Raw genomic sequence first — 23353 nt, forward strand, 5'->3', positions numbered from 1 at the left:
CTAGGCCGTCAGACGGCGCACATCACTAAAGTGGCCGCAGATTGCCGCTGCTGCCGCCATTGCCGGACTCATCAGGTGTGTTCTGACGCCGCGCCCCTGCCGTCCGACGAAGTTGCGATTGGAGGTCGAAGCGATGCGCTGCCCGGGCTGACCAATATCGCCGTTCATGCCGACACACATTGAGCACCCCGGTTCACGCCATTCGAAACCGGCGTCCTGGAAAATCTTGTTGATGCCCTCGGCTTCGGCCTGTTGCTTGATGAGCCCCGAGCCGGCCACGACCCAGGAGGAAACGCGGGCCTTGCGCCCTTTGACGACGGATGCGGCCGCTCGCAGATCTTCGATCCGGCTGTTGGTGCACGAGCCAATGAACACGTGGTCAACAGCAAGCTCCTGCAGCGGCGTGCCTGGAACGAGCCCCATATAGTCGAGGGCGCGTCGCATGGCCTCCTTGCGCAGCGTATCGCTTTCCGATGCCGGATCAGGAATCCGCCCGGTGATGGGAAGCGCGTCTTCCGGGCTCGTGCCCCAGGTCACCATCGGCGCGATGTCCTCGGCCTTGAGCGTGACCTCGCGGTCGAAGGTTGCTTCCTCGTCGCTCCTCAGGGAGCGCCAGAATGCGACCGCCTTGTCCCAGTTTTCGCCCGCTGGGGCGAATGGCCTGCCTTGCAGATACGCGATCGTCGTGTCGTCCGGCGCGATCATTCCGGCGCGGGCGCCAGCCTCGATCGACATGTTGCAGACCGTCAGCCGTCCTTCGATGGAGAGGCTTCGAATGGCGCTGCCCGCGTATTCGACGACGTGGCCAACCGCGCCGGCCGCGCCGATCTTTGCGATGATCGCCAGGATCACGTCCTTGGCCGTAACGCCGCTGGCGAGCGAGCCCTCGACCGAAATCCGCATGGCCTTCGGCTTGCGCTGCCACAGGCATTGCGTGGCCATCACGTGAAAGACTTCGGAGGATCCGATGCCGAAGGCCAGCGCGCCGAGGGCGCCGTGCGTGGAGGTGTGAGAGTCGCCGCAGACCAATGTCAGGCCGGGCTGGGTCAATCCTTGCTCGGGTCCGACGACGTGAGCGATACCTTGGCGGATATCCCCCAGGCCGAACATCGTGACGTGAGCAGCGGCTGTGTTCCTTCGCATCTGCTCGAGGGTTTGCGCAAAATGAGGGTCGGTCTGTGGACCGGCCCGGCTTGGCACGTAATGATCCGGTGTTGCTGCCGCGCGATCCGACCTTCGCAAAGGAAGGCCGCGTTCGCGCAGCCTGGCAAAACCCGCTCCCGAGCCGTCATGCATCAGATGACGATCGATATAGATCAGCGCGTAGCCGTCATCCCGATCGACCACCACGTGCCGCCGCCAGATCTTTTCGAACATGCTTTGAGCAAGCAATTGGGCCTCCCGTGCAGGCAGATTCAGTGCTGTTGCCGACCTGTGTTCACGTTCGGAAGAACGGCCGGCAGACTATTCGGCTGCCGTTTGTCGAACGTCCGGCATTTGCCAGCGCTTTTCAAACGCCCAGATGTCCGGGAATCCCATCAGCTCGTGCAGGCTTTGCCCGGACGTTCGCGGCTCGTACATCGGCACGTCGATGTCCTTGGACGTGCCGTGCTGCTTCAGAAACAGATAAGCCCTGCGAGCGGCCTCGGCGACGGCGCCTAGGGCGATCCCGGGATAGATGGCGACGGCGAAGCCCATGTCCCTGAGCTGCTTTTCCGTCAGCAGGGGCGTGCGGCCGAACTGAACCATGTTGGCGAGGACGGGCTTGCTGATTGAACGGGCGATTTTTGCGAGCTCATCTTCGCTCTCGGGCGATTCGACAAAAATGATATCCGCGCCGGCCTCGGCGTAAGCTTCGCCGCGGCGCAGCGCTTCGTCCAGGCCGAGCGTCGTGCGCGCATCGGTTCGCGCGATGATCAATGTGTCCTCGCTGCGACGGCTATCCACCGCCACCTTGACCTTCAACACCATTTCTTCGGCAGGAATGACGCGGCGTCCCGGAGTGTGCCCGCACTTCTTCGGCATCTCCTGGTCCTCGATCTGGATGCCTTGAGCGCCGGCGGCTTCGTAGCCGCGGACCGTGTGCCGAACATTGATCAAGCCGCCATAGCCGGTGTCTGCGTCGGCGATGAGCGGCGTGCTCGTCCCTTCGCAAATAGTCCGCACGCGGGAGAGCATGTCCGAATAGGTCGCCAGTCCGGCGTCGGGCAGGCCGAGCGAAGAGGCGGTGACGCCATATCCCGTCATGTACAGCGCGTGGAAACCCATCTTATCCGCCAGTCGCGCGGTGATCATGTCGATCACACCTGGCGCTATCACGAGCTCTTTTCGCGCGATCACGCTGCGCAAGGATGCCTTCTTGGGGTCTGCCACGTCGTCGCTCCCTATTATCTTTTGACTAAGTCATTATAACATGATAACAACATGATGTCTAACAAAGATAAAAATACTGATGCGGGGAGGATTTAAATGGCGCATCGTACCTTCGCAGCCACGGTGCTTGCCGGGCTTGTCAGCATTTGCCCGGCGGCCGCTTCGGAAATCGTTGTCACGCATTGGTCTGCCCTGCTTTACGGCGCCCCCTACGCCGTGGCGCAGGAGAAGGGCTATTTCCAGGAAGAGGGGGTCAAGCTCGACGGCATCCTCTCGTCGAAGGGCGGCGGCACCAGCGTGCGCAACCTCATGGCCGGCGAAACGCTGTTTGCGGAGGTGGCGCTGCCTGCAGCCCTTGCCGCCATCAAGGAAGGCTTCCCGATAAAGATCATTTCCGGAGGGACGGAAGGCTCCGCCAGCTTCTGGGTCTCGCGCGAGAATGACAAGTTCGAGAAGCCCGCGGATCTCAAGGGCAAGAGATTTGCCTTCAGCCGTCCGAAGTCAGTCTCCGAGAGCGGAGTCCTTGCGGCGCTGAAATCGCACAACATCCCGCCCGATCAGGTCAAGATGGTTGCGGCCGGTGACATCGGCGCGGGGATCACCGCGCTTGAGCACAATCAGGTCGATGTGGCGACGCTGCCGGAGCCCATCTACTCCACGAAAACGAAGCAGGGCATGCGGTATCACAAGATGAACTGGTTCAGCGAGAAAGTCCCGCCGTCGACGCAAACGGTCGGAGTTGCGACGCTTGAGAACATACAGAAGCGTGACGCCGAGCTCAGAGCCGTCATCAGGGCGCGGCAGCGTGGGGTGGATTTCATCTATGCCAATCCGGAAGAGGCCTCGAAGCTGATTGCCAAGGCCTACAACATGTCTCCCGAGCTGATGCTGAGCGCGATGAAAGGAACGATGGAGCTGGCGCCGAAGTGGTGGAGCAGGGGTGAGCTGAACTACAGCAACATGAACAATGCTGCGGAAGGGCTCGCGTCGGTCGATCTGCTGAAGCTGCCTGTCGACTGGAAGGCCGTCGCGACCGAGAGCCTGCTTCCCGCCGATCTCCGCAAAGAAGCTGGCCGCTAGCATCGGATTGCCGTCGATGACAAACGAGCACGTATCATTTCGTGATGTCGAACAGGTGTTTCCTGCACGCGGCAAGCAGGATCCGGTGCATGCGCTTGGCCCGATCAGCTTTGCGATTCGCCCGGGCGAATTCTTCAGCGTCGTCGGTCCCTCCGGATGCGGCAAGTCGACCATGCTCGACGTCATGTCCGGATTGACGCGCCCGACCCGCGGGCAGGTGATTTTCGAGGGATCGCCGCTCGATGGCACCGTGCCGGACGGCATCGGCGTCGTCTTTCAGGAGGACGCCTCGTTCCCGTGGCTGACGGTGTGGGACAACGTGGCATTCGGACTGCGGCGGCGAGGGGTCGATGCCGCAGAGATCCGGCGCCGCGTCGACTATGCGTTGAGCTTCATGGGACTTGCTGCGTTCACCAAGGCCTATCCAAGCCAGCTTTCAGGAGGCATGCGGCAGCGTGTCTGCATTGCCCGCACACTGGTGATGCAGCCGCGCTTGATCCTGCTGGATGAGCCGTTCGGCGCACTCGATCAGCAGACCCGCCTGCTCATGGGTGATGAGCTGCTGCGGCTGTGGCGGGAAACCGGAGCGACGATCATGCTGATTACGCATGCTCTCGACGAGGCGAACCTGTTGTCCGATCGCATCGGGGTCATGAGCGCGCGCCCCGGCACCTTCATCTCGATCGTCGAGACCGGCTGGGCGAAGGATCGCGACTCGACGCTCGCCGAGCTGCCGGAGTTCGGCGCGGTCAGCTCGCGGCTGTGGGCGCTGTTGCGCTCAGAGTCGATGCGCGCCATGGGGCAACACGCCGCTAGCCGGTCGTCCTTAGCCGGCAAGGCGGCCTGATGGGCAAGGCGGGCCTTATTCGCATCGCGGTGATTCTGGCGGCTGTGCTTGCGCTTGAAATCGCCTGCCGAACCGGAGCGGTGCCGCCCTCGGCGGTCGTTCCGCCGAGCGCGATGCTGGCCTCCGTCTATGAAATTCTCACCACAGGTGAGATCGCCCATGATCTGCGCCTGACGCTGACGGCAGTTGTCATCGCGACGATCATTGCCATCGTCGGCGGATTTTTCGCCGGGCTCATCATTCATGGCCTGCCGCGGCTGAGGCGCACGCTCGCGCCGCTATTGGCGGCCTATTATGCCATCCCCCATCTGGCATTCTATCCGTTGCTGATCGTCGTCTTCGGACTAGGCTTGGGCCCCTTGATCGTGCTTGCGAGCCTGCTCGGCATCATGGCCATGATCATCGCGACACTTGATGGTCTTGATCACGTTCCGCGGGTGTTGCTTCGCACCGCGGCTGTCCTCCGGCTGAACCGGTGGAGCGAGATGATGCTCGTGCGATTGCCGGCGGCGTTTCCGCATCTCCTGTCGGGTATCAAGCTGGCATTTTCCTACGCCTTCATCGGTGTGGTCGCGGGCGAGTTCATCCTGTCGACCGCGGGCCTCGGACATGCGATCTCGTTTGCCTATGATAACTTCCAGAACCGCCGGATGTACGGACTGATTCTGATTGCGATCGGGCTAGTCACGCTGGTGAACACCACGCTTCTCGTTGGAGAACGCCGTTTGCTGACCCGACGGGGGATGCGATGAGATCCAATGAGGCTATTCAGCCGTCGGTGCTGCTCCGGTGGGGCGATGGTCTGCTGGTCCTGCTCGCCATCATTGCCAGCTGGCAGGCGCTGGCGTTGTGGGGTGGCAGCGACGTGATGACCACGCCGATCGAAACGGTCAGGCACGCCGTGCAGCTCACTGGACAATCGCGCTTCTGGCCGCACTTCCGGGAGACGGCGACCGCTTACAGCGTTGCGGCCATCGTCGCAGTTCTTGGCGGACTTTTGATGGGGATTGCCCTCGGAGCTCACCGGCTGACCGGCGAGGTGTTCGAGCCGATTTTTGTCGCGCTCTATTCGATACCTAAGGTAACGCTCTATCCGGTCGTCCTGCTGCTCTTCGGTCTTGGCATCGAGGCGAAGATTGCGTTTGGCGCGATGCACGGGATCATTCCGGTCACGATCTTCACGCTGAACGCGGTGCGTCAGGTCAATCGAACGTGGCTTCGCGCCGGCCGCGCGATGGGCCTCTCGCCCGCTCAATCCATTCTTCATATCGTCGTGCCGGCGACGATTCCCGAGATCGTGTCGGGCATCAGGATCGGGCTCTCGCTCGCCTTGCTTGGAACGATGCTGGGCGAATTGTTCGCCTCGAAGAGGGGGCTTGGATTCCTGCTGATGTCCGCTATCGACGTGCATGACGTGCGAACGATCATGGCCATCGCCTTGCTGATCAGCATATTCGCCTGGGCCATGAATGCGGCGATGCTGGCCATCGACCGGCGATTGCATCAGCGAATCTGACTGGTATATGGTCCGTTCGCCTCCTCTCAGAACCAGACGATGAAATCCAACTCTCCGACGCTTGTGCGCGAGCAAGGTCTGCCCCTGCATCACCAGGTCTACCTTACGTTGCGCGAATTGTTGCGATCGGGACGATACAAGCAGGGTGATCTGTTCCCGACGGAGGAGATGCTGTCAGCCGATTTCGGCGTTTCGCGCATTACCATCCGTCGCGCTCTGGACGCGCTGGCGCGCGACAGCCTCATCGAGCGGAGGCAGGGTCGCGGCACGTTCGTGGGTGATATTTCGGCGACGGCAGCTCCGCTGGGGCTGACGTTGACGCAGATCAATCGGCAGTCGAGCATCGTCGGCCAGACGACCGAAGCTCGCGTGGTCGAGTTTGACCAGGTGTTTCCGCCGGCGGAGATCGCCGATCTGTTCGGCATCGAACCGGGCGGAAAGATTCAGCGGGCCGTCCGCGTGCGCCTCAGAGAGGGGGTGCCGATCTTTCATCTCACCACGTTCGTTGCCGATCGGGTCGCAAGGACCTTCACGCGCAAGGATATGGAGAAGGAAGCACTCTTCGAGCTCATCAAGGCGGCAGGCGTGCAGCTTGCCAGCGGACATCAGATCGTCACCGCAACCTTGGCCGACCCGCTAGTGGCCCAGCGCCTCAACGTCATGATCGGCGAGCCGTTGGTGCGGATGATACGCATTCTGCGCGACGAGCAGGGTCATCCGATCGAGCATCTGGACATGCTCGCGTCCCCCGAACGCTTTCAGCTCCACTTTTCGCTCGAGAAGGACTCGATCACTTCCCTTCACGAAAGCATCGGGGGAGGTTGGATCTCGGCGAAGCGAACGAAATCGGCTGACCAGGGCGCGAAGAAGCGACGGTGACGGGCTCATCGACCGCCCGCGATCGAAGTCCAGGAACCTTATAAAAGCCTCGTGTCGTGAGCCAGCAGGCTTGCAGTCGCGTTGCCGCAGCCGTTCTACAGAGCGGACGCCATCCGACATTGCTCTGCGATGTGAATTGGATCGTCATTCGCGCGTTGCGGCGCGAGCTTGCCGCACTGCTTCAGGCGTTCGATGAGCCAGCGGCCGGCGGGACCCGGCGGAGCGGATACCGGATAGATCGCTGACATCGGCAAAAACAGGCCGTCCGGTGGAATGTCCTCGACCTGCAGGGATACGAGCCTGCCGTCGGCGATGTCTTTCTCGACTGCGTGCAACGGCATGCCGCCCCAGCCCAGCCCGTTCAGGAGAAAGGCTTGCTTGGCGAACAAGTCGGCCAGCCGCCATGTGAGAGGCGAGAGCACGCCGAATTCCCGTCCGGCTGTCAGATCGGATCGGTCGGTCAACACGAGCTGCACGTGCCGCGCGAGTTCGGCCTTGGGGATCACGCCCGAGAATTCGGCAAGCGGATGCTCGCGCGATGCGACCAGCCGGAATTCCACACTCGCGATTTTCTCGCTGGCGAATGACGGCGGTATCAGCGGCAGCGTTCCGATGACGCCGAGACTGGCGCGGCCATCGAGAATGGGTTGGCATACGCCACCAAGCGCCTCGACATAAAGCCTGAGCGGCGTCTGCGGAAACAAGTGCCGAAATTCCTTGGCAGCTTCGGTGATCGCCTGAATCGGAAAGCACACGTCGATGACCGCGGACAGTTCCGGCTCCAATCCCGCAGCCATTCCTTTTGCGCGCGATTTCAGCGCATCGACGCCGGACACCACGTTGCGCGCGTCGGCGAGCAGGATGGCGCCGGCCTGGGTGAGCTTCGGGTATCGGCCCGACCGGTCGAACAGCGGGACACCAATCTGGCTCTCGAGATTACTGACCAGATCGCTGACCACCGATTGGGCCCGGCGCAGCTTGCGGGCCGCGGCGGAGAAACTCCCTTCTTCGACGGCCGCGATGAAGGTACGCAGTTGATCGAGGGAAACGCCGTCCAGCATCGTGGAACCGATCTATCTGATTATCCGATGGATATCATCGAAATATAACGGCTATCCAGAAGCCTCGCAAACATTAGATCTCCCGCGCCGGTTCACCTTCTGGAGATCAAACCCGATGAAGCTTCTGCATATCGATTCAAGCATTCTTGGCCCGCACTCGGTCAGCCGCACCCTGTCCTCGGAGATCGTCGCGCGTGAGACCGCGCTTCATCCCGGCATCCAGGTCATCTACCGCGATCTTGCGAACGACAAGGCGCTGCATCTTTCGGGCGCGCATATGGCGGCCTGGCAGGGCGGTGCGGTCGAGGACAAGGTGCTGGGAGCAGATCTCGCCACTGGCAGCGCCTATCTCGACGAACTGTTCGCCGCTGACGTCATCGTCATCGGTGCGCCGATGTACAATTTCACCATCCCCTCGCAGCTCAAGGCCTGGATCGACCGCATCGTCGTCGCAGGCAAGACCTTCAAGTATACCGACGCTGGCGAAGTCAAGAGCCTGCTTCCGCCGAACAAGAAGGTCATCATCGCCTCGTCGCGCGGCAATGTGTACACGCCGGGCACGCCGGTCGCCGCGCTCGAACATCACGAGTCCTATCTGAAGAGCGTGCTCTCGTTCATCGGCCTCAACGACGTCACCGTTGTCCGCGCTGAAGGCGTTGCTTTCGGCCAGGAAGCCAAGGAAGCGGCGCTCGCGAAAGCGCGCGCGGACATCTTGCAACTTGCGAGCTGAAGCGATCTGCTTAAGCTCGGCACGGGCGGCGGGTGACGACGCTTTGGAGAGCAGCAGCCTTTATGAAACTCCGACTTGTCGTTTGCGGCCTGTTGGGCGTCGCAGTTCTCTCGCTGGCCGGCTTCGGTGCCTGGATCGCCATGCTTCCGCCGAAGCCGGCGGCGGCCGTCGCGCCACCGATCCCGCGCGATGAGGCCGCCGCAACGCTTGCGGCGCTGAAACCAGGTAAGCGCGCACGCCCGGTCATCGCGATCATCGGCATCAACAATGCCACCGAGGTCACCGACTATCTCATGCCAACCGGCATCTTGCGACGCGCCGACGTTGCCGATGTCGTCGCGGTGGCGACGAAGAACGGACCAGTCAAGCTCTATCCCGCGCTGACGGTGCAGCCGGATGCGACCGCCGCAGAGTTCGACGCACGCCATCCGGACGGTGCAGACTACGTGGTTGTGCCGGCGATGGAGCCGGAGAATGATCCGGCGGCACTTGAATGGATCCGTGCGCAGGCGGCCAAGGGCGCGACGATCATCAGCGTGTGCGCGGGCGCCAAGGTGGTGAGCGAAACCGGGTTGCTCGACGGAAAGCGGGCGACCACGCACTGGTATTATCTCGATGGCATGCTCGAGGCGCATCCCACGATCCGTTACGTCGCAAATCGCCGAATGGTCGTCGACGACCGGGTCGCGACGACCACGGGCATCACCGCCTCCATGCCGGCCATGCTCACGCTTATCGAGGCGATCGCCGGCAGGGAGAAGGCCGAGACGGTCGCGCGTGAGCTTGGTGTTACACACTGGGACGCGCGTCACGCCAGTGAAGCGTTTCGGTTCAACCGCCCGTTTGCGGTGACGGTTCTTGGCAATGTGCTCGCGTTTTGGAAGCGCGAGGAGTTCGGCATTAAGCTTATGCCCGGCATGGACGAGGTTTCGCTGGCGCTGGTGGCGGATGCGTGGTCGCGAACCTATCGATCAGAGGCGCTGACGTTCGCCGCAGCCGCTGATCCCATCACGACGCGGAACGGCGTTCGCATCATCCCTGATCGGGTTGCCGCGCGGTGGCCAGCGGATCAATTGCTTCAGGGAAATGATGATCAGCCGCCGGCACAAGCGCTGCATCACGCGCTTCAGCAGATCATGACCCGTTATGGAGCCCGGACCGCTGATGCCGTGGCGATGCAGCTCGAATACCCGTGGAACGGCTCATCGCGGTAATGCCACCTCGGGCGCCGCGATCGGCTGAAGCGGTCGAGTGACGCATCGAAAACCATTGAGTAAGCGAGCTTGAATTGAGCGTCGAGGAAGAGTCGCGAACGCTCTCCAAGCGCTTGCGAGATCTGCCTGGCTTGCAGTCGCTGCCCGGGATGCCCACGAGGAGAAGGCCAAACTTGCCGGTGAATCAGTATATGATATATCAAACTGGGCAGGAGGCGGACATGACGACGCCCGCGAACTCGTTAGATGCCGACCTTCGGGCGCGGGCAAGCCGCGTCGTTCCCGGCGGGATGTGGGGCCACCTGCATGCCAACCGGCTGCCCGAGGGCTATCCGCAGTTTTTCGCGCGGGCAGAAAACTGCCGGCTGTGGGATGTCGATGGCCGCTCGTATCTCGACTTCATGTGCAGCTGGGGACCGAACCTGCTTGGTCACCATCATCCGGAGGTGGAGGCCGCCGTCGCGCGTCAGGCTCGACTTGGCGATTGCATGAATGGACCGGCAGAGGTGATGGTCGAGCTCGCTGAGGGGCTCGTCGACACCATTGCCCACGCCGACTGGGCGCAGTTTCAGAAGAATGGCACGGATGCGACGACGACCTGCGTGACGATCGCGCGTGCCGCAACCGCGCGCCGCAAGCTGCTCGCGGCGCGCGGCGCCTATCATGGCGCGGTGCCATGGTGCTCGCCCTCGCTCCTTGGCGTGACCGCCGAGGATCGTGCGCACATCGAGCTCTACGAGTACAATGATCTTCACAGCCTGTGCGCGGCAGCCGAAAGGGCAGGCGACGATCTCGCGGGCGTCATTGTCTCGGCCTTCCGCCACGACCTTGGGCGCGATCAGGAGCTTCCCACGCGCGCTTTCGCGGAGGCTGTGCGCGCCGTCTGCGACGCAAAGGGTGCCGCGCTCATTCTGGACGAGGTTCGGGCCGGCTTCCGGCTCGATCTCGCCGGAAGCTGGGAGCATCTCGGCGTTCGTCCCGATCTTGCCGCCTGGAGCAAGGCGATTGCCAACGGATATCCGCTTGCCGTTGTGACAGGCCGCGAGTGGTTGAAGCAGGCCGCGGCGCAAGTCTTCGTCACCGGCTCGTTCTGGTGTGGCGCGGTGCCGATGGCGGCGGCTGCAGCGACGCTGACCGTGCTGCGCCGTGATGGGATCGTCGAGCATTTGGCGGCGATGGGACAGAAGCTGCGCGTCGGCATCGACAACCTCGCCGGACGTCACGGCGTCGGCCTGCGACAGACCGGGCCGGTGCAGATGCCGATGATCCTGTTCGACGATGATGCCGACTTCCGCAAGGGCGAGCTGTTCTGCCGGACCGCACTCGCGCAAGGCGTTTATTTCCACCCGCGTCACAACATGTTTCTCTGTTCCGCGCATGGTGAAGCCGAGATCGAGGAAGCGCTTGCGGCCGCCGATGCCGGGCTTGCTGCCGTTGCCGAGCTCGCGCCAGCCGCCGCCTGAAAACTGTGTCGAATAGCGCCGCGAGAGAGCGATCTCGTCGATGTAGATGGACCTTGTCGCCAACCTCGTCGCCGACTATGCCATGGCCGAGCGTGCCGCCAGGCAAGGCGGTCCAGCGCCGGTTCCGGCGCGGCAATTGAAAGGAAATATCATGACGGTTGGTGTCGGCGGATCGACGGCGGAGGCCGAACTCGCTGCCATGAGGAACATGCGCGGGGACGTACCGCCCATCGGTGTCGATGAGCGGCTGCGACGCATTGCCCGCGCCCAGGCGATCATGCAGGAGAAGGGTATCGACGCGCTCTATCTCGACGTTTCGTCGAGCATGACCTATTTCACCGGTTTGAAGTTCCGCCGCACCGAGCGCATGCACAGCGCTGTCCTGCCGGCCAAGGGCGATATCGTCTACATCTCACCGGCATTCGAGGTCGAGAAGCTGAAGACCATGCTCTCGTTCGGCGACAAGATCGCCGTCTGGGAAGAGGATGAAGATCCCACCGCGACCGTAACCGAGGCCGTGCGCGCACTCGGCTATCGAAGCGGCACGATCGCCATTGATGAAGCGACCCCGTTCTTCACGTTTGACGGACTGCGCCGCGCGGGCAACGCCTACACCTTCATCAACGCGATCGACGTGACCGCCGGTTGTCGCATGATCAAGTCCGAGCACGAGCTGGCGTTGATGCAGACAGCCAAGAACATCACGCTCGAAGCACATAAGGCCGCTGCGCGTATCATGCGCGAAGGCATCACCACCACCGAGGTGCAGGCATTCCTCACCGCGGCGCACCGCAAACTCGGTTCTGAAGGCGATCCGCCTTTCAACGCGGTGCTGTTCGGCGAGGCGTCGGCCTATCCGCACGGTGTGCCCTATCCGCAGACGCTCAAGGACGGCGACATGATCCTGATCGATACAGGAGCGCCGATCGATGGCTATCTCTCCGACATCACGCGCTCCTACGTTTTCGGCGAGCCGACCCGACGTCAGCGCGAGGTCTGGAATCTGGAGAAGGCGGCCCAGGCCGCAGGCTTCGCCGCCGCCAAACCCGGCAACCGCTGTGAGGACATCGACGCGGCCGCGCGCGGAGTCATTGCCGGAGGAGGTTTCGGGCCAGGTTATGCGACGCCCGGCCTGCCGCACCGGACCGGTCACGGCGTCGGCCTGGATGTCCACGAGTGGCCTTATCTCGTGAAGGGCGACAAGACCGTGTTGAGGCCCGGCATGACGTTTTCAAACGAGCCGACCATCTGCATTTATGGCGAATTCGGCGTGCGTCTTGAAGATCACATGGTCATCACCGAAACCGGCGCCCGCTGGTTTACCGAGCCAGCCCATTCAGTCGACGATCCCTTCGGCCTCGAGAAATAATATCGCGGGCATGGACAGGTATCGCATCCTCCTTGATTCAGGCGTCCGCTGCGGCGCCTGGGTTTCTTCTCAGTTGTCGAAGCCTGAGAACGGCGCCGGGTCGAGGAAGCGGCGCAGGACATTGCCGGTCACGCGACTGACGGAATTCTCGTAAGCCTTGCAGGAGAGGGCGCAAGCCCAGGCGATCGAACCGGTCGCAAACACCGCTCCTCCCGCAGCTGTCGGAAAGAAGACGAGGTCAGCGCGCACCATCGCGTTCTGGTCGCCCATCGCGCCGCGATGCAGTGTCCGCAATTCCTCCACGGTCGGTACGCCGCCATAGTCCAGTTGATCCGCTGTGGCGAGGCGCAGCAGGTATGGCGGCGAGCCGAGCGTGGTTTCGACGCGGTCGACCTCGAGGCCGGCGGCGCCATCGCCGCGCAGTCCGAAATCGCCGAGTGGCTTCGCCAGATCGATCTCCTTGATCAGCCAGGCGACGCGCGGATCGTGAGCGTCCGCCAGCCATTGATAGGGATAGGAGCGTGTGAACACCTGCGCATCGAAGCCGACACCGACAAGCCGCTGCGGCGGGCGCCCGTTCGAGCGCCAGAGTCCGGAAGGTTCACCGGTGAACGACAGCCCGTTCTCGCCTGCCTCGCCTTCCCAGGTGCGCAAGCCGTTCATGCCGCGCCGGATCTCCATCTGGTGCGGCTTGGTCGGGTGGAACCCGATCCGCCAGTAGAAGCCATTGCCGCCGAGATAGATGTGTCGGCCCCCGCCACGCTGATAGGTATCGAAGGCCTCGAGCATGTTGCGGCTGAAATACTCCGGGTGTGAGCCGTTGATGACGCAGGCGTACGAGCTCAGAAGTTGCGCGCCGTGGCGGTCGATGTCGCAATCAGTGATCACGTCGTAGTCGAAGCCATTGTGCTCCAGCCAATCGATGATGTGGGTGTCGTTGACGTAATTGAAGGTGTTGCCGAGCGGACGCATGTTGAGGATCGGTCGCTTGGCGGTCGAGTAACACCAGCCGCTGCCGTCGCTGTGGGTGTCGTAGGTCGATAGTCCCAGTTCGCGATGTTCCTGCAGGTAGACGTCGTCGCGCGACAGCGCGATCACGCCCTCGAGCATCGCCTCGGCATGGACCTGGTCAAGCCTGAGCGCGCTATTGGCGTAGGCGAGAAAAGTCGCCGTGCTGGCGACAAGCGCCAGCCGGCACTTTGCCTGGCCGAGGGGCGCCCGAACGAAGAACGAGACATAGCTTTCGACCGGATCATCGCTGCCGTCACGGGCGGTCAGGCACAGCGCATAAAATCCGCTGCGCCAGTTTGTCGGTACGGTCATGGCGACGTCCGGCGACCAGTCGCAATCGGCCATGTCGTCGCTGTGGAAATGGATCGCGCCGTAGAACTCGGGCTTCTCGGTCCACTGCACTGCAGAGCCGTCCCAATTCGCACCGGTCATGGCCCGCATCGGCAACTGGCGCAGCCGGCCGTCGAGGCGATTGGTGGAAAGGTCGCGGACGACATCGCTGGATATCTCCGCCGAGAAGTCCCAGGCCCCGATCAGGGCGGGGTCGGCCGCTGACGGCCTGGTCGCCTCGCAGGCGAGCCGCAGCGCGGCCTCACCAAACGCGGCGCCGTACAACCTTGGTCGGTCGATCTTGCCGTCGAAATGTGCAGCGGTGAGCGGAGCGGGACCTGCCTCGCGCGCATGCGCTGCGAAGACGAGCGCGGTTTCGGTTGGCCAAGCGAGGCCGGCGGGTCCTGTCGTCTGGTAAGCGCCGCTGGTGTCGCGCCCCGCCTGAGCGTCGAGGCTGCGCTGAACGAGCGTCAACGCGCCGGTCGCGCCATCATAGCTCGCCGCGACGAAGATCCATTCGCGTTCGATCAGCGGACGCGCCGCGCGCAAGCTCGCGGCTCCTGCTGCCCCCGCAATTTCGAAGAGCAAATGACCTTCGGCATCGAGTCCCAGACGCCAGCCCCTGCCGAGATCCTCGCGCCACCGCGACAGGATCGTCTGTGGCCCGGCAAGTGGCGCGGTCGGCCAGAGGAAGCAGCCGGTCGAAAAACTCGGGCCCGACAGGATCGGCGCGTCTGGTATGATCGCCGCGGATCCTGGATGAATCGACTGATGGCGCAGCGCGACTCTGCCGTCGATCCGCGTTTGAAGTCTCGTCGTCTTCAAGCCGGGTCCGGCAGGATCCGGATCGCCGCAACGCACGCGGACGATCCGCGCCTCAGCCTCTGTCAGCGTCGCGCTGGAAAGATGAAAGGCGATCGTCTCACCGGGCGAGACCACGAGCGGCCAAGCGTAGCCGAGAACGGAAGTGGTGTCTTTCATCATGCAGGTATTCCATCGTCGAGCCGCTGTCCGGTCAGCGCTTCCCAGCGCATGGCGAACACGGCCCATTCTGCGGCGGCGAGGCTGGTGAAGATGCGGTTCGGAAAGGTTTCGACCGGCGCGCCGCGGCGGCCCGGCAATCGGCCCAGCATCCAGCGACGATTGGGCTCGAGCACGATCACGACATAGCGCTTGCCGACGCCCGTCCAGCGCATGCGGTGAAGCAGCTTGCGGAGATCGTCGCTATGCGGACCTCGGGGGTTCGCACGCATTTCCTCGACGAGATCCTGTCGGGTCGGATCGATCGGCCAGTGCGCCGCTTCCGGATAGTTCACGAGCATTCGAGACACCTCGGCGATGCGGCCGGCGCGATTGCATTGCAGGCCGGCGGGAAGGCGAAGACGCGCTCACTTCGTCAGCCAGCTGACCCAGCGCTCGCGCAGCGGATTGCGGTTCGCGGCGACCCATTCGTAATCGGCGATGACCAGCTTGGACCAGTTGTCGGGCCATGAGGGGCGGTAACGGCGTTCCTCGACCGGGACGAGGTCGGACGCCTCGCGATTGTTGGAATCGAACGAAACCTTCTCGCTGAAGGCGACATGCTCCTTGGCATTCTGCACGAAGAAGTCGAGAAACTTGACGCCGTTCTGTGTATTTGGACCGCCCTTGAGCACGGCCCAGTTGCCGACATCACGGATCGCCTGATTCCAGGTGAAGTCGAACTCGCTACTCTTGGCGAGCGGCACCGCGCGACTGGAATAGACCATGGTCATCACGGCGTCGCCGCCGCGCATGATCTGCATGGCGTTGTCGCCGCTCTTCCACCAGGCGGCCACATGCGGCTTGATCGTGTCGAGCTTCTTGTAGGCGCGATCCACGTCCATCGGAAACGCCTTGTCGGGTGGGACGCCGTCGGCGAGCAGCGCCGCGAGCGGCACCCACCATTCGCGATCGCCCGTGTCCGGCAGGGAGCGCGCGCCGGGAAACGCCTTCACGTCGAAAAAGTCGGCCCAGGATTGTGGCCCACCTTGCGGAAATGCCTTCTTGCTCCAGGTCAGGGCCATGCCGCCGGCAGTACGGATAATGCCGTGCGAAAAGCAGGACTTCGGCAGCGCGCTGGCAACGATGCCGGGCATGCCGGCGCAATCGAGCGGCTGCAGGAGGTCAGCGTGCTGTATCAGGTCCGGCGGTGTCGCGGTGACGACGTCGAAAAGGACATTGCCGCTGCGCTGGCCGGCGCGCGCCCGTGCCCACTGGTCAGGCAGTTCGATCGGCACCGCGCGCACCCTGACGCCGCTCTCCGCTTCAAAGCGCTTGTAGAAATGTTCCTGTAAACTGCGTTCCATCAGTCCGCCGGTGGTCGCGATGACGACTTCCTTGGACTGAGCTGCGGCGCGTCCGCCGATGGCGAGGGTCGCGGCGCCGAGCGCGCCGGCAACGAAACGTCGACGGGTTGTTTCAAGGCGCCGTCCGGTAGGGTCAAGGCTCATCGCGAGGGCTCCCTCTATGTTGTCCTCATAAAGACTGGATCATGCGCCGTCGGCGGTCGTGCGCCGTTCCATTCTGTTGCTGACGATATGGCTGGCGATGAGCGCGACGATGGTGACCAGCGTGAGCATGGTCGCGACGGCGGCCAGTGTCGGCGAAATGTTGTAGTCGATGTCTTCGAACATCTTGCGCGGCAGCGTCTTGCGATCGAGGTCGGAGATGAAGAACGATACCACGGCCTCGTCGAAGGAGATGATGAAGGCGAACAGAGCCGCAGAGATCACGCCAGGCGCGATGATGGGCAGCGTGACATGGCGGAAGGCCCTGAACGGACTTGCGCCGCATGAGAGCGCCGCGCGCTCCAGATCGGGATCGAAGCGGTACAAGGCCGCCAGCACGGTGAAGACGACGAAGGGCAGCGCCAGGATCGTATGCGCCATCGCAAAGCCGATGAGCGTGCCGGTCAGCCGCAGCTGTTCAAACACGAGGAACATGGCAACGGCGAGCGCAACATGCGGCACGATGACCGGCCCGATCACCAGGAGCTCGATCAGCCCCTTGCCCGGAAGCCGGCCCCGCGCCAGGGCCAGCGCGAGCATTGTGCCGATCGCGGTCGCGCTCATCGTTGCAATCACGCCGGCTTCGATGCTGAACAGGGTCGCGTTGATCCAATCCTGATCGCTGAAATACGCAGCGTACCAGCGCATCGAGAAACCGTTCGGCGGAAAGCGCAAGTAACGTTCCGGGCCAACCGACATCGGCGCAATGACCAATGTCGGCAGCAGCAGGAAGATGGTGACGCCGTAGGCGACTGCGGCCAGCGCCGCCCGGCTCGCCCGCCGGTTTGGCCGGCCCTTCTGCGCAGCCGCCTTCATGACGCCCCCACGAAGCGGTCGAGCCGCACGGCTCGCTTGAAGACGATGGCGAGCAACAGCACGAAGGCAAGCATCACGCCGACGAGTGCGCCGGCGAACGGCCAGTCCAGCATTTCACGCACCTGCTGCGACACCAGCGTGGCGATCATCATTTGCTGCGGGCCGCCGATCAGCGCGGGCGTAACGAAGAAGCCGAGCGCCAGCAGGAACACCATGAGACAGCCTGACGTCACGCCGGGCAGCGAAAGCGGAAAGATGACCTCCCGGAAGGTCGCCCATTCGGAGGCGCCGAGCATCTGGGCGGCGCGGCTGTAGTCATCCGGAATTCCACGCAACGCGGAATAGATCGGCAACACCATGAAGGGCAGCAGCACATGGCTCATGGCAATGACGACTGCCGCCTCGGTGTAGAGCAGGGTGAGTGGCTGGTCGATCGCCCCCAGCGACATCAGCATCTGGTTGATGACGCCGTTCTTCTGCAGCAGAACCATCCACGCATAGGTCCGCACTAGGACCGACGTCCAGAGTGGCAGGAGCACGGCGGCGACGAGGACCGCGAACTTGACGCCGCCGGCGCGCGACATCGCCCAAGCCAGCGGCCAGGCGAGCAGCAGGGTGAGCACTGTGACGGCGGCTGCGATGCGCAGCGTGCGCAGCATGACCCGCAGATAGACCGGCTCTGCGAGCGCGCGCTCGTAGTGGATGAGCGTCGGCGCCGGCAGGAACAGGCTCTCATGCAGCAGCGCGCCGAGCGGCAGAATGAAGGTGACGAGGAGGAGCAGCAGGAAGGGGCTCGCGAGCAACAGGCTTGTGGCGGGGCTGTACTGCCGTCCGCCGAGGAGCCAGCTGCTCGGCCGCCTCACGGCGCGTCACCGAAGACGCGCGCATCTTCGGCTTGCCAGCGCAGCCCGACGAGTTCGCCAAGGCGCGGGGCCACGCGCTCGCCGCCGACGGGAAGTCTCAGGCGCAGTTGCAGGCCACCCGGCGCCTCCAGAATCAGTCGTGTCGCATTGCCGGCGTAGATCGCGTCCGTCACGCGCGCCGTCAGCGTGGCGTTCTCCGCATTCGCCAATGCAATCCGCTCCGGCCGCACCGCCAGTCTGACGCGCGAACCGGCAGCGACCGCCTGCATCGCCGTCGCTTCGACGATCGGTCCGCTGTCGAGCGTGACAGTGACATGTTCACGCGCGCCCGCGGCGTCGCGGGCAAGACCGCGACAGAAGTTGGTTTCCCCGACGAAGCCGGCGACGAAGGCGGTTTGCGGCATTTCATAGAGATCGTGCGGCGAACCGATCTGCTGAAGGCGGCCGTGGTCGAGCACGGCGACCCGATCGGCCATTGTCAGAGCCTCGGTCTGATCATGGGTGACGAAGACGACGGTCACTCCGATTTCACGCTGCAGATGCTTGGTCTCGACCTGCATCTCCTCGCGCAGATTCTTGTCGAGCGCCGAGAGCGGCTCGTCCATCAGCAGCACCCGCGGCTTGTAGGCGATGGCGCGCGCGATGGCGACGCGCTGCTGCTGGCCGCCTGACAATTGCGCAGGTTTGCGGTCGCCGAACCCGTCGAGCCGCACCGTGCTGAGCGCCGCACGCGCCCGCTCTTCGCGTTCCGCGCGACCGACACCGCGCATCTTGAAGGGAAACGCGATGTTCTCCAGCACCGACATGTGCGGAAACAAGGTATATTTCTGGAAGACCATGCCGAGGTTGCGCTTGTTCGGCGGCTGCCAGGTTACATCCTCGCCGCCCACGATGATGCTGCCGGAATCCGGATATTCGAAACCGGCGATGGCCATCAGAATCGTGGTCTTGCCGGAGCCCGAGGGACCAAGCAGCGCCAGGAACTCGCCCGGTTGAACGTCCAGCGACACCCCGTCAACCGCGGTCACGGTGTCGAACCGCTTGACGATCGATCTCACGTCGATGCCGACGGAGCGGTGGGGCGTTTCAACCGACTGCAACATTATTTCCCCATTTATTTCGACATAATATTTGATATATCAACCTTGGCAAGCCGAAGTTGGCGGCGATGCACGGCATGGATTTAGGCGATGAGTGCCGCTGGTCGGCGCAGGAGCCGCGGACGCTTCTGGACAATCGAAAGACGTCATCCCGACACAAGAACTCGGTTCGATATCAGAGACAGGTGGCCAAGCGTGACAATCGCGGACAGTGCAACAGGTCAAACGGGCGCCATGGAGCCTGTCGCGCGCGATAGCTTGACGCGCATCGTCTACAACAATCTCCGTCACGCGCTGATGGAGGGACGTTTCTGGCCGGGCCACCGTTTCAAGATCCGCGAGCTGGCGGCCGCGATGCAGGTGTCCGAGACTCCGATCCGCGAGGCGCTGATGCAGCTGGTGCGCGCACGCGCGCTCGAGCTGCTCGATGGACGCTCGATCATCGTCGCCCATATGTCGCTGGCGCAGTATCTCGAGCTGCGCACAATTCGCCTTTTTCTCGAAGGGCTCGCAGCGGAGAACGCGACGCCCAGGATCACGAACGAGGGCATTGCCCAGATGGCCGCATTCCATCAGGAACTCGTCGCGGCCGAGAGCGAAGGGCGCTGGTCCGATGCCGTGCGCGCCAACTGGCACTTTCATCACCGTCTTTACGAGGCGGCGGAGATGCCGGAGCTGCTTGCGATCCTCGACGACATCTGGATGCGCAACGGCCCGCTCTTGAACTACCATTACCCGCACGCGCCGCCGACCTATCCCGGACCGCATGAACATCTGCGGGTCCTTGAGAATCTGCAGCGACGAGACGCCGCAGGGGTACGCACGTCGATTCAGACCGACATGCTGCAGGGTGGCGTCAAGCTGGTGAAGCTTCTCGAAACAGGTGGCGACACGCGCTATCTGCCTCGTTAGGCTGCAGACTGCGAACGCCTCTACGCTGACGCAGTCGTGTGCAGCGCCAATTGGGTTTAAAATTGCCAGGACGTTCGTATTAAATATTGAATGCTGTCATCGATAATTATTGAACCGCTGTCATCGATAGTCGTTCTGTAAAACGGGCGAACAATCGGGCGGACGAACCATCGTGACAACATATGAACGCACACTCGTTGGAACCCCTGGCAAAGACATTCTCTTTGGGGGCACGGGGAACGATCTGCTGACAGGATTGGCCGACAGCGACATCTTCGCGATCTCGAAGGGATATGGCTCCGACACCATCAGCGATTTTGCAGCAGGCGCCGGCGGCGATGTGTTACGCTTGCAGAACTACGGCTTCAGGACGTTCGCCAGCTTCCAGGCCGCCGCCGAGCAGGTCGGTTCCGACACTGTCGTCACGCTATCCGCCACCGAAACCCTCACGCTTCAGAACGTCGCGCTCTCGTCGTTGGTCGCCGAAAACGTCGCTCTCGATAATCCGCTGCCGCCAAGTGGCAAAATTAACTCTCCGTGGGTCGCCGTTCCGGCGGGGGAGACGTACACCGGCGGCACCACGAACGACTCTATGCAGGCGTCAGGCAATGGGGTGACCCTGATCGGCGGTGCAGGAGACGACACGTACTTTACGTACAATCACAATACGACCGTCGTCGAAGCAGCCGACGAAGGCAGAGATACAATTTTTGCTGCGATGGTCGACGGCTACAGCCTGGTCAACGCCCCAAACGTTGAGAATCTTACGCTGGGTGAAAGCTTCAGCTCGCCGGCAACCGGGAACGATCTCCACAACATTATTATCGGCAATGCCGGCCAAAACATGATCGACGGCGGCACGGGCAACGACGTCCTCGCCGGCAAAGGCGGCGCAGACACATTCCGTATCAGAGCCGGCAATGGAAATGATACCATCACCGACTTCAAGACGGGAGTCGGTGGGGATGTCCTGCAGCTCAACGAGACCGGCTTCACGAGCGTGAGCGATGTCACGGCCGCCATGACGCAGGTCGGCACCGATGTCGTGCTGACGATTGGAAGCGGCGAATCCATAACACTACAAGACACCAGCATTCAGGACTTCACAACCGCGAACCTGGACATCGTTGTCCCTTCGACCGGGTTGATCCAGACATTCGGCGATGAATTCAATTCAGTTTCCGCCGGCCAGGATCCAACTTTGACCTGGCGGACCAGCTATGCGTGGGGTGGAGAAGCGAGCTATACGCTGGTGGGCGAGCAGCAGGTCTACGTCGATCCTGGGTTCACTGGGCTACCCGGCAGCCGAGCGTCCGCGCCGCTGGGTCTCAATCCCTTCTCGATACAGGATGGCCACCTTGTCATCACCGCAGCGCCAATTCCGTCGAGCGCTGCGCCGTATGTCGGCGACCACGAGTTCTCGTCGGGGCTGATCACGACGCAGAACAGTTTCGCTCAGACCTACGGCCGTTTCGAGATGACAGCCACGCTCTCCAGCACGAGAGGAGCGTGGCCAGCCTTCTGGATGCTTCCGCTCGACCCGCGAGGCAAGGCGACCGAGCTCGATATCGTTGAATCCTTGGGCCGCAATTCGGATCAGGCGCACTGGGCCTTTGTTTCCTCGACGACAGCGCGCGCGGGATACTGGGCGAATACCGCCGACCTTGCGGCCGGCGAGCACACATTTGCGGTCGAATGGACGCCATACACTCTGACCTATTTCGTGGACAACGTGGAGATCGGACAGGTTGCCACTCCCTCCGACATGAACACGGCTATGTACATGCTCGCCAATCTGGCCATGGGCGGGAGCTGGGCAGGCGACGCTGCCCCCACGACGACGACCTCGATCTCCATCGACTCGATCAGGGCCTATCAATTGCCACAGTACACGCTCGCGAATTACACGCTCTTGGCAAGCGGCGCGGCGGCAAATGCCATCGCGGGCACCTCGAGCGCAGATACGCTGGACGGCACTTCAGGCAACGACCTGCTCGGCGGTGCTGGCGGCGCCGATACGATGACCGGCGGCACTGGCGATGACACCTATCTCGTAACCGAAACGAATGCGAAGGTCGTCGAGAAGTACGCCGGCGGTGTGGACACCGTGTCCTCGTCCGCGACCTACAAGCTTTCCGACTATGTCGAGAATCTGACGCTCACCGGCACCGCCGCAATCGATGGGACCGGCAACGCTCAGGCCAATATCATCACCGGCAACGCAGCGGCCAATGTCCTCACGGGTGGGCTCGGCAATGACATCCTCACCGGCGGGACCGGCGCGGATACGTTTGCGTTCAATTCGGGCCACGGTTCGGACATCATCACCGATTTCTCTCCGGGATCAGCCGCGGATCACGATATCGTACAATTGACCGGCTTTGCATTCACGTCCTTCGGCGACATCCAGGCGGCGATGCGCCAGGTCGACAATGACGTTTACCTCGCGCTGACCAACAACGATACGCTGGTTTTTCGCAACACCACGGTTTCAGCTTTCACCAGCGAGGATTTCCAGCTGCCCTCTGCGCCGCCCAAGGGAGGTGCAATTACTTCCTGGGTCGACGGAACGGCCGGCGACCACGTTGTCTACGGCACTGCCGCGAACGATAGGATCACGTCGGTAAACCGGGACGATACGCTTGTTGGATGGATGGGTGACGATACTTACGTCACCGGCAGCCCGAACAAGGTTATCACTGAGAATGCGGGCGGTGGCATCGACAGCGTTGAGGCCTGGGCATCTTATGCGTTACCGGCAAACGTCGAAAATCTCACCCTGATGATGGGGGGGCTCAGCGGCACCGGTAACGCATTGGCAAACCGGATGGTTGGATCGAGCGACAACGATGTCCTTAATGGCGGTGGCGGCGACGATTGGCTCGTTGGGGGAGCGGGCAACGATACCTTCATTTTCGGCGTGGGGAGCGGTCACGACCAAATCGTCGACTTTCATGCGTCCACAAGCTCCTCTGCTGAGCAAGACAAGCTGACTCTGCAAGGATACGCTCCTGGCGCCTACCTCACAAATGTGGGGGACGAGTGGACTATTCACCATGCGGCGGGCACAGATATGCTGCGCATCGCTGGCGTGACGCATCTTACGGCATCAGATTACGTATTTGTTTAGGCGTCCGACATTGCGATGACGATGGCGCCGCTGACGCAGGCGGCTCGAAGCTGCTCATCTTCTACGCAAGTATCTAAGCGCCGATTGGGTTAAATTGCCGGGAAGTTCAAACCAAATATTGAATGCTGTCA

At 62.6% G+C, this 23353-nt stretch carries 20 protein-coding genes; 11 read left to right on the forward strand and 9 right to left on the reverse strand.

Features of this window, described 5'->3' with window-relative positions; genetic code table 11:
* Both leuC and RCO31_RS12230 read right to left on the reverse strand, forming a co-directional pair.
* A complete protein-coding gene (gene leuC, locus RCO31_RS12225; protein WP_308968700.1) occupies positions 1-1377 on the reverse strand; it encodes a 3-isopropylmalate dehydratase large subunit in 1377 nt (458 codons plus the stop codon).
* Positions 1378-1464: 87 nt separating this feature from the next.
* Entirely contained in the window at positions 1465-2373 is a 909-nt protein-coding gene (locus RCO31_RS12230; protein WP_308968620.1) for an isocitrate lyase/PEP mutase family protein, read from the reverse strand.
* A 96-nt stretch (positions 2374-2469) separates the two neighbouring features.
* Between RCO31_RS12230 and RCO31_RS12235 the strand changes: the two genes are divergently transcribed.
* From RCO31_RS12235 to RCO31_RS12255, 5 genes are read left to right on the forward strand one after another with little or no spacing between them, the layout of a single operon-like run.
* A complete protein-coding gene (locus RCO31_RS12235) occupies positions 2470-3453 on the forward strand; it encodes an ABC transporter substrate-binding protein (protein WP_308968621.1) in 984 nt (327 codons plus the stop codon).
* Positions 3454-3469: 16 nt separating this feature from the next.
* The gene (locus tag RCO31_RS12240; protein ID WP_308968622.1) at positions 3470-4300 is read left to right on the forward strand and encodes an ABC transporter ATP-binding protein; all 831 of its coding nucleotides are present in this window, start codon (positions 3470-3472) and stop codon (positions 4298-4300) included.
* Complete coding sequence (locus RCO31_RS12245; protein ID WP_308968623.1) at positions 4300-5052, forward strand: ABC transporter permease; 753 nt, start codon at positions 4300-4302, stop codon at positions 5050-5052. The genes RCO31_RS12240 and RCO31_RS12245 overlap by 1 nt, the downstream gene beginning before the upstream one ends.
* Entirely contained in the window at positions 5049-5816 is a 768-nt protein-coding gene (locus RCO31_RS12250) for an ABC transporter permease subunit (RefSeq protein WP_308968624.1), read from the forward strand. Before RCO31_RS12245 ends, RCO31_RS12250 begins: the two co-directional genes overlap by 4 nt.
* Positions 5817-5855: 39 nt before the next feature.
* Positions 5856-6695: a GntR family transcriptional regulator gene (locus RCO31_RS12255; protein ID WP_308968625.1), complete on the forward strand. Its 840-nt coding sequence runs from the start codon at positions 5856-5858 to the stop codon at positions 6693-6695.
* Between the two features lie 95 nt (positions 6696-6790).
* Here the strand turns inward: RCO31_RS12255 and RCO31_RS12260 are convergent, their stop codons facing one another.
* Positions 6791-7756 (reverse strand): LysR family transcriptional regulator, encoded by a 966-nt coding sequence (locus tag RCO31_RS12260; RefSeq protein ID WP_308968626.1) that lies wholly within the window; start codon positions 7754-7756, stop codon positions 6791-6793.
* A 115-nt stretch (positions 7757-7871) separates the two neighbouring features.
* On the opposite strand from RCO31_RS12260, the gene RCO31_RS12265 reads away from it, so the two are divergent.
* The 4 genes from RCO31_RS12265 (at position 7872) to RCO31_RS12280 (ending at position 12532) form a co-directional block, all read left to right on the forward strand.
* On the forward strand, positions 7872-8486 hold the full coding sequence (locus RCO31_RS12265) for an NAD(P)H-dependent oxidoreductase (protein WP_308968627.1): 615 nt from the start codon (positions 7872-7874) through the stop codon (positions 8484-8486).
* A gap of 62 nt (positions 8487-8548) precedes the next feature.
* A complete protein-coding gene (locus RCO31_RS12270; RefSeq protein ID WP_308968628.1) occupies positions 8549-9700 on the forward strand; it encodes a DJ-1/PfpI family protein in 1152 nt (383 codons plus the stop codon).
* A 221-nt stretch (positions 9701-9921) separates the two neighbouring features.
* Entirely contained in the window at positions 9922-11163 is a 1242-nt protein-coding gene (locus RCO31_RS12275) for an aminotransferase class III-fold pyridoxal phosphate-dependent enzyme (RefSeq protein ID WP_308968629.1), read from the forward strand.
* A 46-nt stretch (positions 11164-11209) separates the two neighbouring features.
* Positions 11210-12532 (forward strand): Xaa-Pro peptidase family protein, encoded by a 1323-nt coding sequence (locus RCO31_RS12280; protein WP_308968630.1) that lies wholly within the window; start codon positions 11210-11212, stop codon positions 12530-12532.
* 69 nt (positions 12533-12601) lie between these two features.
* On the opposite strand, the gene RCO31_RS12285 is transcribed toward RCO31_RS12280, so the two are convergent.
* From RCO31_RS12285 to RCO31_RS12310, 6 genes are all read right to left on the reverse strand, one after another.
* Positions 12602-14857 (reverse strand): N,N-dimethylformamidase beta subunit family domain-containing protein, encoded by a 2256-nt coding sequence (locus tag RCO31_RS12285; protein ID WP_308968631.1) that lies wholly within the window; start codon positions 14855-14857, stop codon positions 12602-12604.
* Complete coding sequence (locus RCO31_RS12290) at positions 14854-15195, reverse strand: hypothetical protein (protein ID WP_308968632.1); 342 nt, start codon at positions 15193-15195, stop codon at positions 14854-14856. The genes RCO31_RS12285 and RCO31_RS12290 overlap by 4 nt, the downstream gene beginning before the upstream one ends.
* 66 nt (positions 15196-15261) lie before the next feature.
* Positions 15262-16344: an extracellular solute-binding protein gene (locus RCO31_RS12295; RefSeq protein WP_308968633.1), complete on the reverse strand. Its 1083-nt coding sequence runs from the start codon at positions 16342-16344 to the stop codon at positions 15262-15264.
* Positions 16345-16383: 39 nt separating this feature from the next.
* Positions 16384-17217: an ABC transporter permease gene (locus RCO31_RS12300; RefSeq protein WP_308968634.1), complete on the reverse strand. Its 834-nt coding sequence runs from the start codon at positions 17215-17217 to the stop codon at positions 16384-16386.
* On the reverse strand, positions 17214-18080 hold the full coding sequence (locus RCO31_RS12305) for an ABC transporter permease (protein ID WP_308968635.1): 867 nt from the start codon (positions 18078-18080) through the stop codon (positions 17214-17216). The genes RCO31_RS12300 and RCO31_RS12305 overlap by 4 nt, the downstream gene beginning before the upstream one ends.
* On the reverse strand, positions 18077-19180 hold the full coding sequence (locus RCO31_RS12310; protein WP_308968636.1) for an ABC transporter ATP-binding protein: 1104 nt from the start codon (positions 19178-19180) through the stop codon (positions 18077-18079). The genes RCO31_RS12305 and RCO31_RS12310 overlap by 4 nt, the downstream gene beginning before the upstream one ends.
* Before the next feature lie 234 nt (positions 19181-19414).
* Here RCO31_RS12310 and RCO31_RS12315 point away from each other — a divergent pair, with 234 nt between their 5' ends.
* Both RCO31_RS12315 and RCO31_RS12320 read left to right on the forward strand, forming a co-directional pair.
* Positions 19415-20092 carry a GntR family transcriptional regulator gene (locus RCO31_RS12315; protein ID WP_308968702.1) on the forward strand — a complete coding sequence of 226 codons (678 nt, stop codon included), beginning with the start codon at positions 19415-19417 and terminating at the stop codon, positions 20090-20092.
* A 172-nt stretch (positions 20093-20264) separates the two neighbouring features.
* Positions 20265-23222, forward strand: coding sequence for a family 16 glycosylhydrolase (locus RCO31_RS12320; protein ID WP_308968639.1), 2958 nt, complete (start codon positions 20265-20267; stop codon positions 23220-23222).
* The last annotated feature ends 131 nt before the right edge of the window (positions 23223-23353 follow it).

This window comes from Bradyrhizobium sp. LHD-71 (assembly GCF_031157255.1).
In the GTDB taxonomy this organism is placed as follows: domain Bacteria; phylum Pseudomonadota; class Alphaproteobacteria; order Rhizobiales; family Xanthobacteraceae; genus P52-10.

Coding starts and splice junctions, on each gene's coding strand:
- RCO31_RS12260 (WP_308968626.1), bottom strand. CDS start 7,756: ATGCTGGACGGCGTTTCCCTCGATCAACTGCGTACCTTCATCGCGGCC.
- RCO31_RS12245 (WP_308968623.1), top strand. CDS start 4,300: ATGGGCAAGGCGGGCCTTATTCGCATCGCGGTGATTCTGGCGGCTGTG.
- RCO31_RS12265 (WP_308968627.1), top strand. CDS start 7,872: ATGAAGCTTCTGCATATCGATTCAAGCATTCTTGGCCCGCACTCGGTC.
- RCO31_RS12315 (WP_308968702.1), top strand. CDS start 19,415: ATGGAGCCTGTCGCGCGCGATAGCTTGACGCGCATCGTCTACAACAAT.
- leuC (WP_308968700.1), bottom strand. CDS start 1,377: ATGTTCGAAAAGATCTGGCGGCGGCACGTGGTGGTCGATCGGGATGAC.
- RCO31_RS12270 (WP_308968628.1), top strand. CDS start 8,549: ATGAAACTCCGACTTGTCGTTTGCGGCCTGTTGGGCGTCGCAGTTCTC.
- RCO31_RS12295 (WP_308968633.1), bottom strand. CDS start 16,344: ATGAGCCTTGACCCTACCGGACGGCGCCTTGAAACAACCCGTCGACGT.
- RCO31_RS12300 (WP_308968634.1), bottom strand. CDS start 17,217: ATGAAGGCGGCTGCGCAGAAGGGCCGGCCAAACCGGCGGGCGAGCCGG.
- RCO31_RS12285 (WP_308968631.1), bottom strand. CDS start 14,857: ATGATGAAAGACACCACTTCCGTTCTCGGCTACGCTTGGCCGCTCGTG.
- RCO31_RS12280 (WP_308968630.1), top strand. CDS start 11,210: ATGGACCTTGTCGCCAACCTCGTCGCCGACTATGCCATGGCCGAGCGT.
- RCO31_RS12240 (WP_308968622.1), top strand. CDS start 3,470: ATGACAAACGAGCACGTATCATTTCGTGATGTCGAACAGGTGTTTCCT.
- RCO31_RS12290 (WP_308968632.1), bottom strand. CDS start 15,195: ATGCTCGTGAACTATCCGGAAGCGGCGCACTGGCCGATCGATCCGACC.
- RCO31_RS12250 (WP_308968624.1), top strand. CDS start 5,049: ATGAGATCCAATGAGGCTATTCAGCCGTCGGTGCTGCTCCGGTGGGGC.
- RCO31_RS12235 (WP_308968621.1), top strand. CDS start 2,470: ATGGCGCATCGTACCTTCGCAGCCACGGTGCTTGCCGGGCTTGTCAGC.
- RCO31_RS12255 (WP_308968625.1), top strand. CDS start 5,856: ATGAAATCCAACTCTCCGACGCTTGTGCGCGAGCAAGGTCTGCCCCTG.
- RCO31_RS12275 (WP_308968629.1), top strand. CDS start 9,922: ATGACGACGCCCGCGAACTCGTTAGATGCCGACCTTCGGGCGCGGGCA.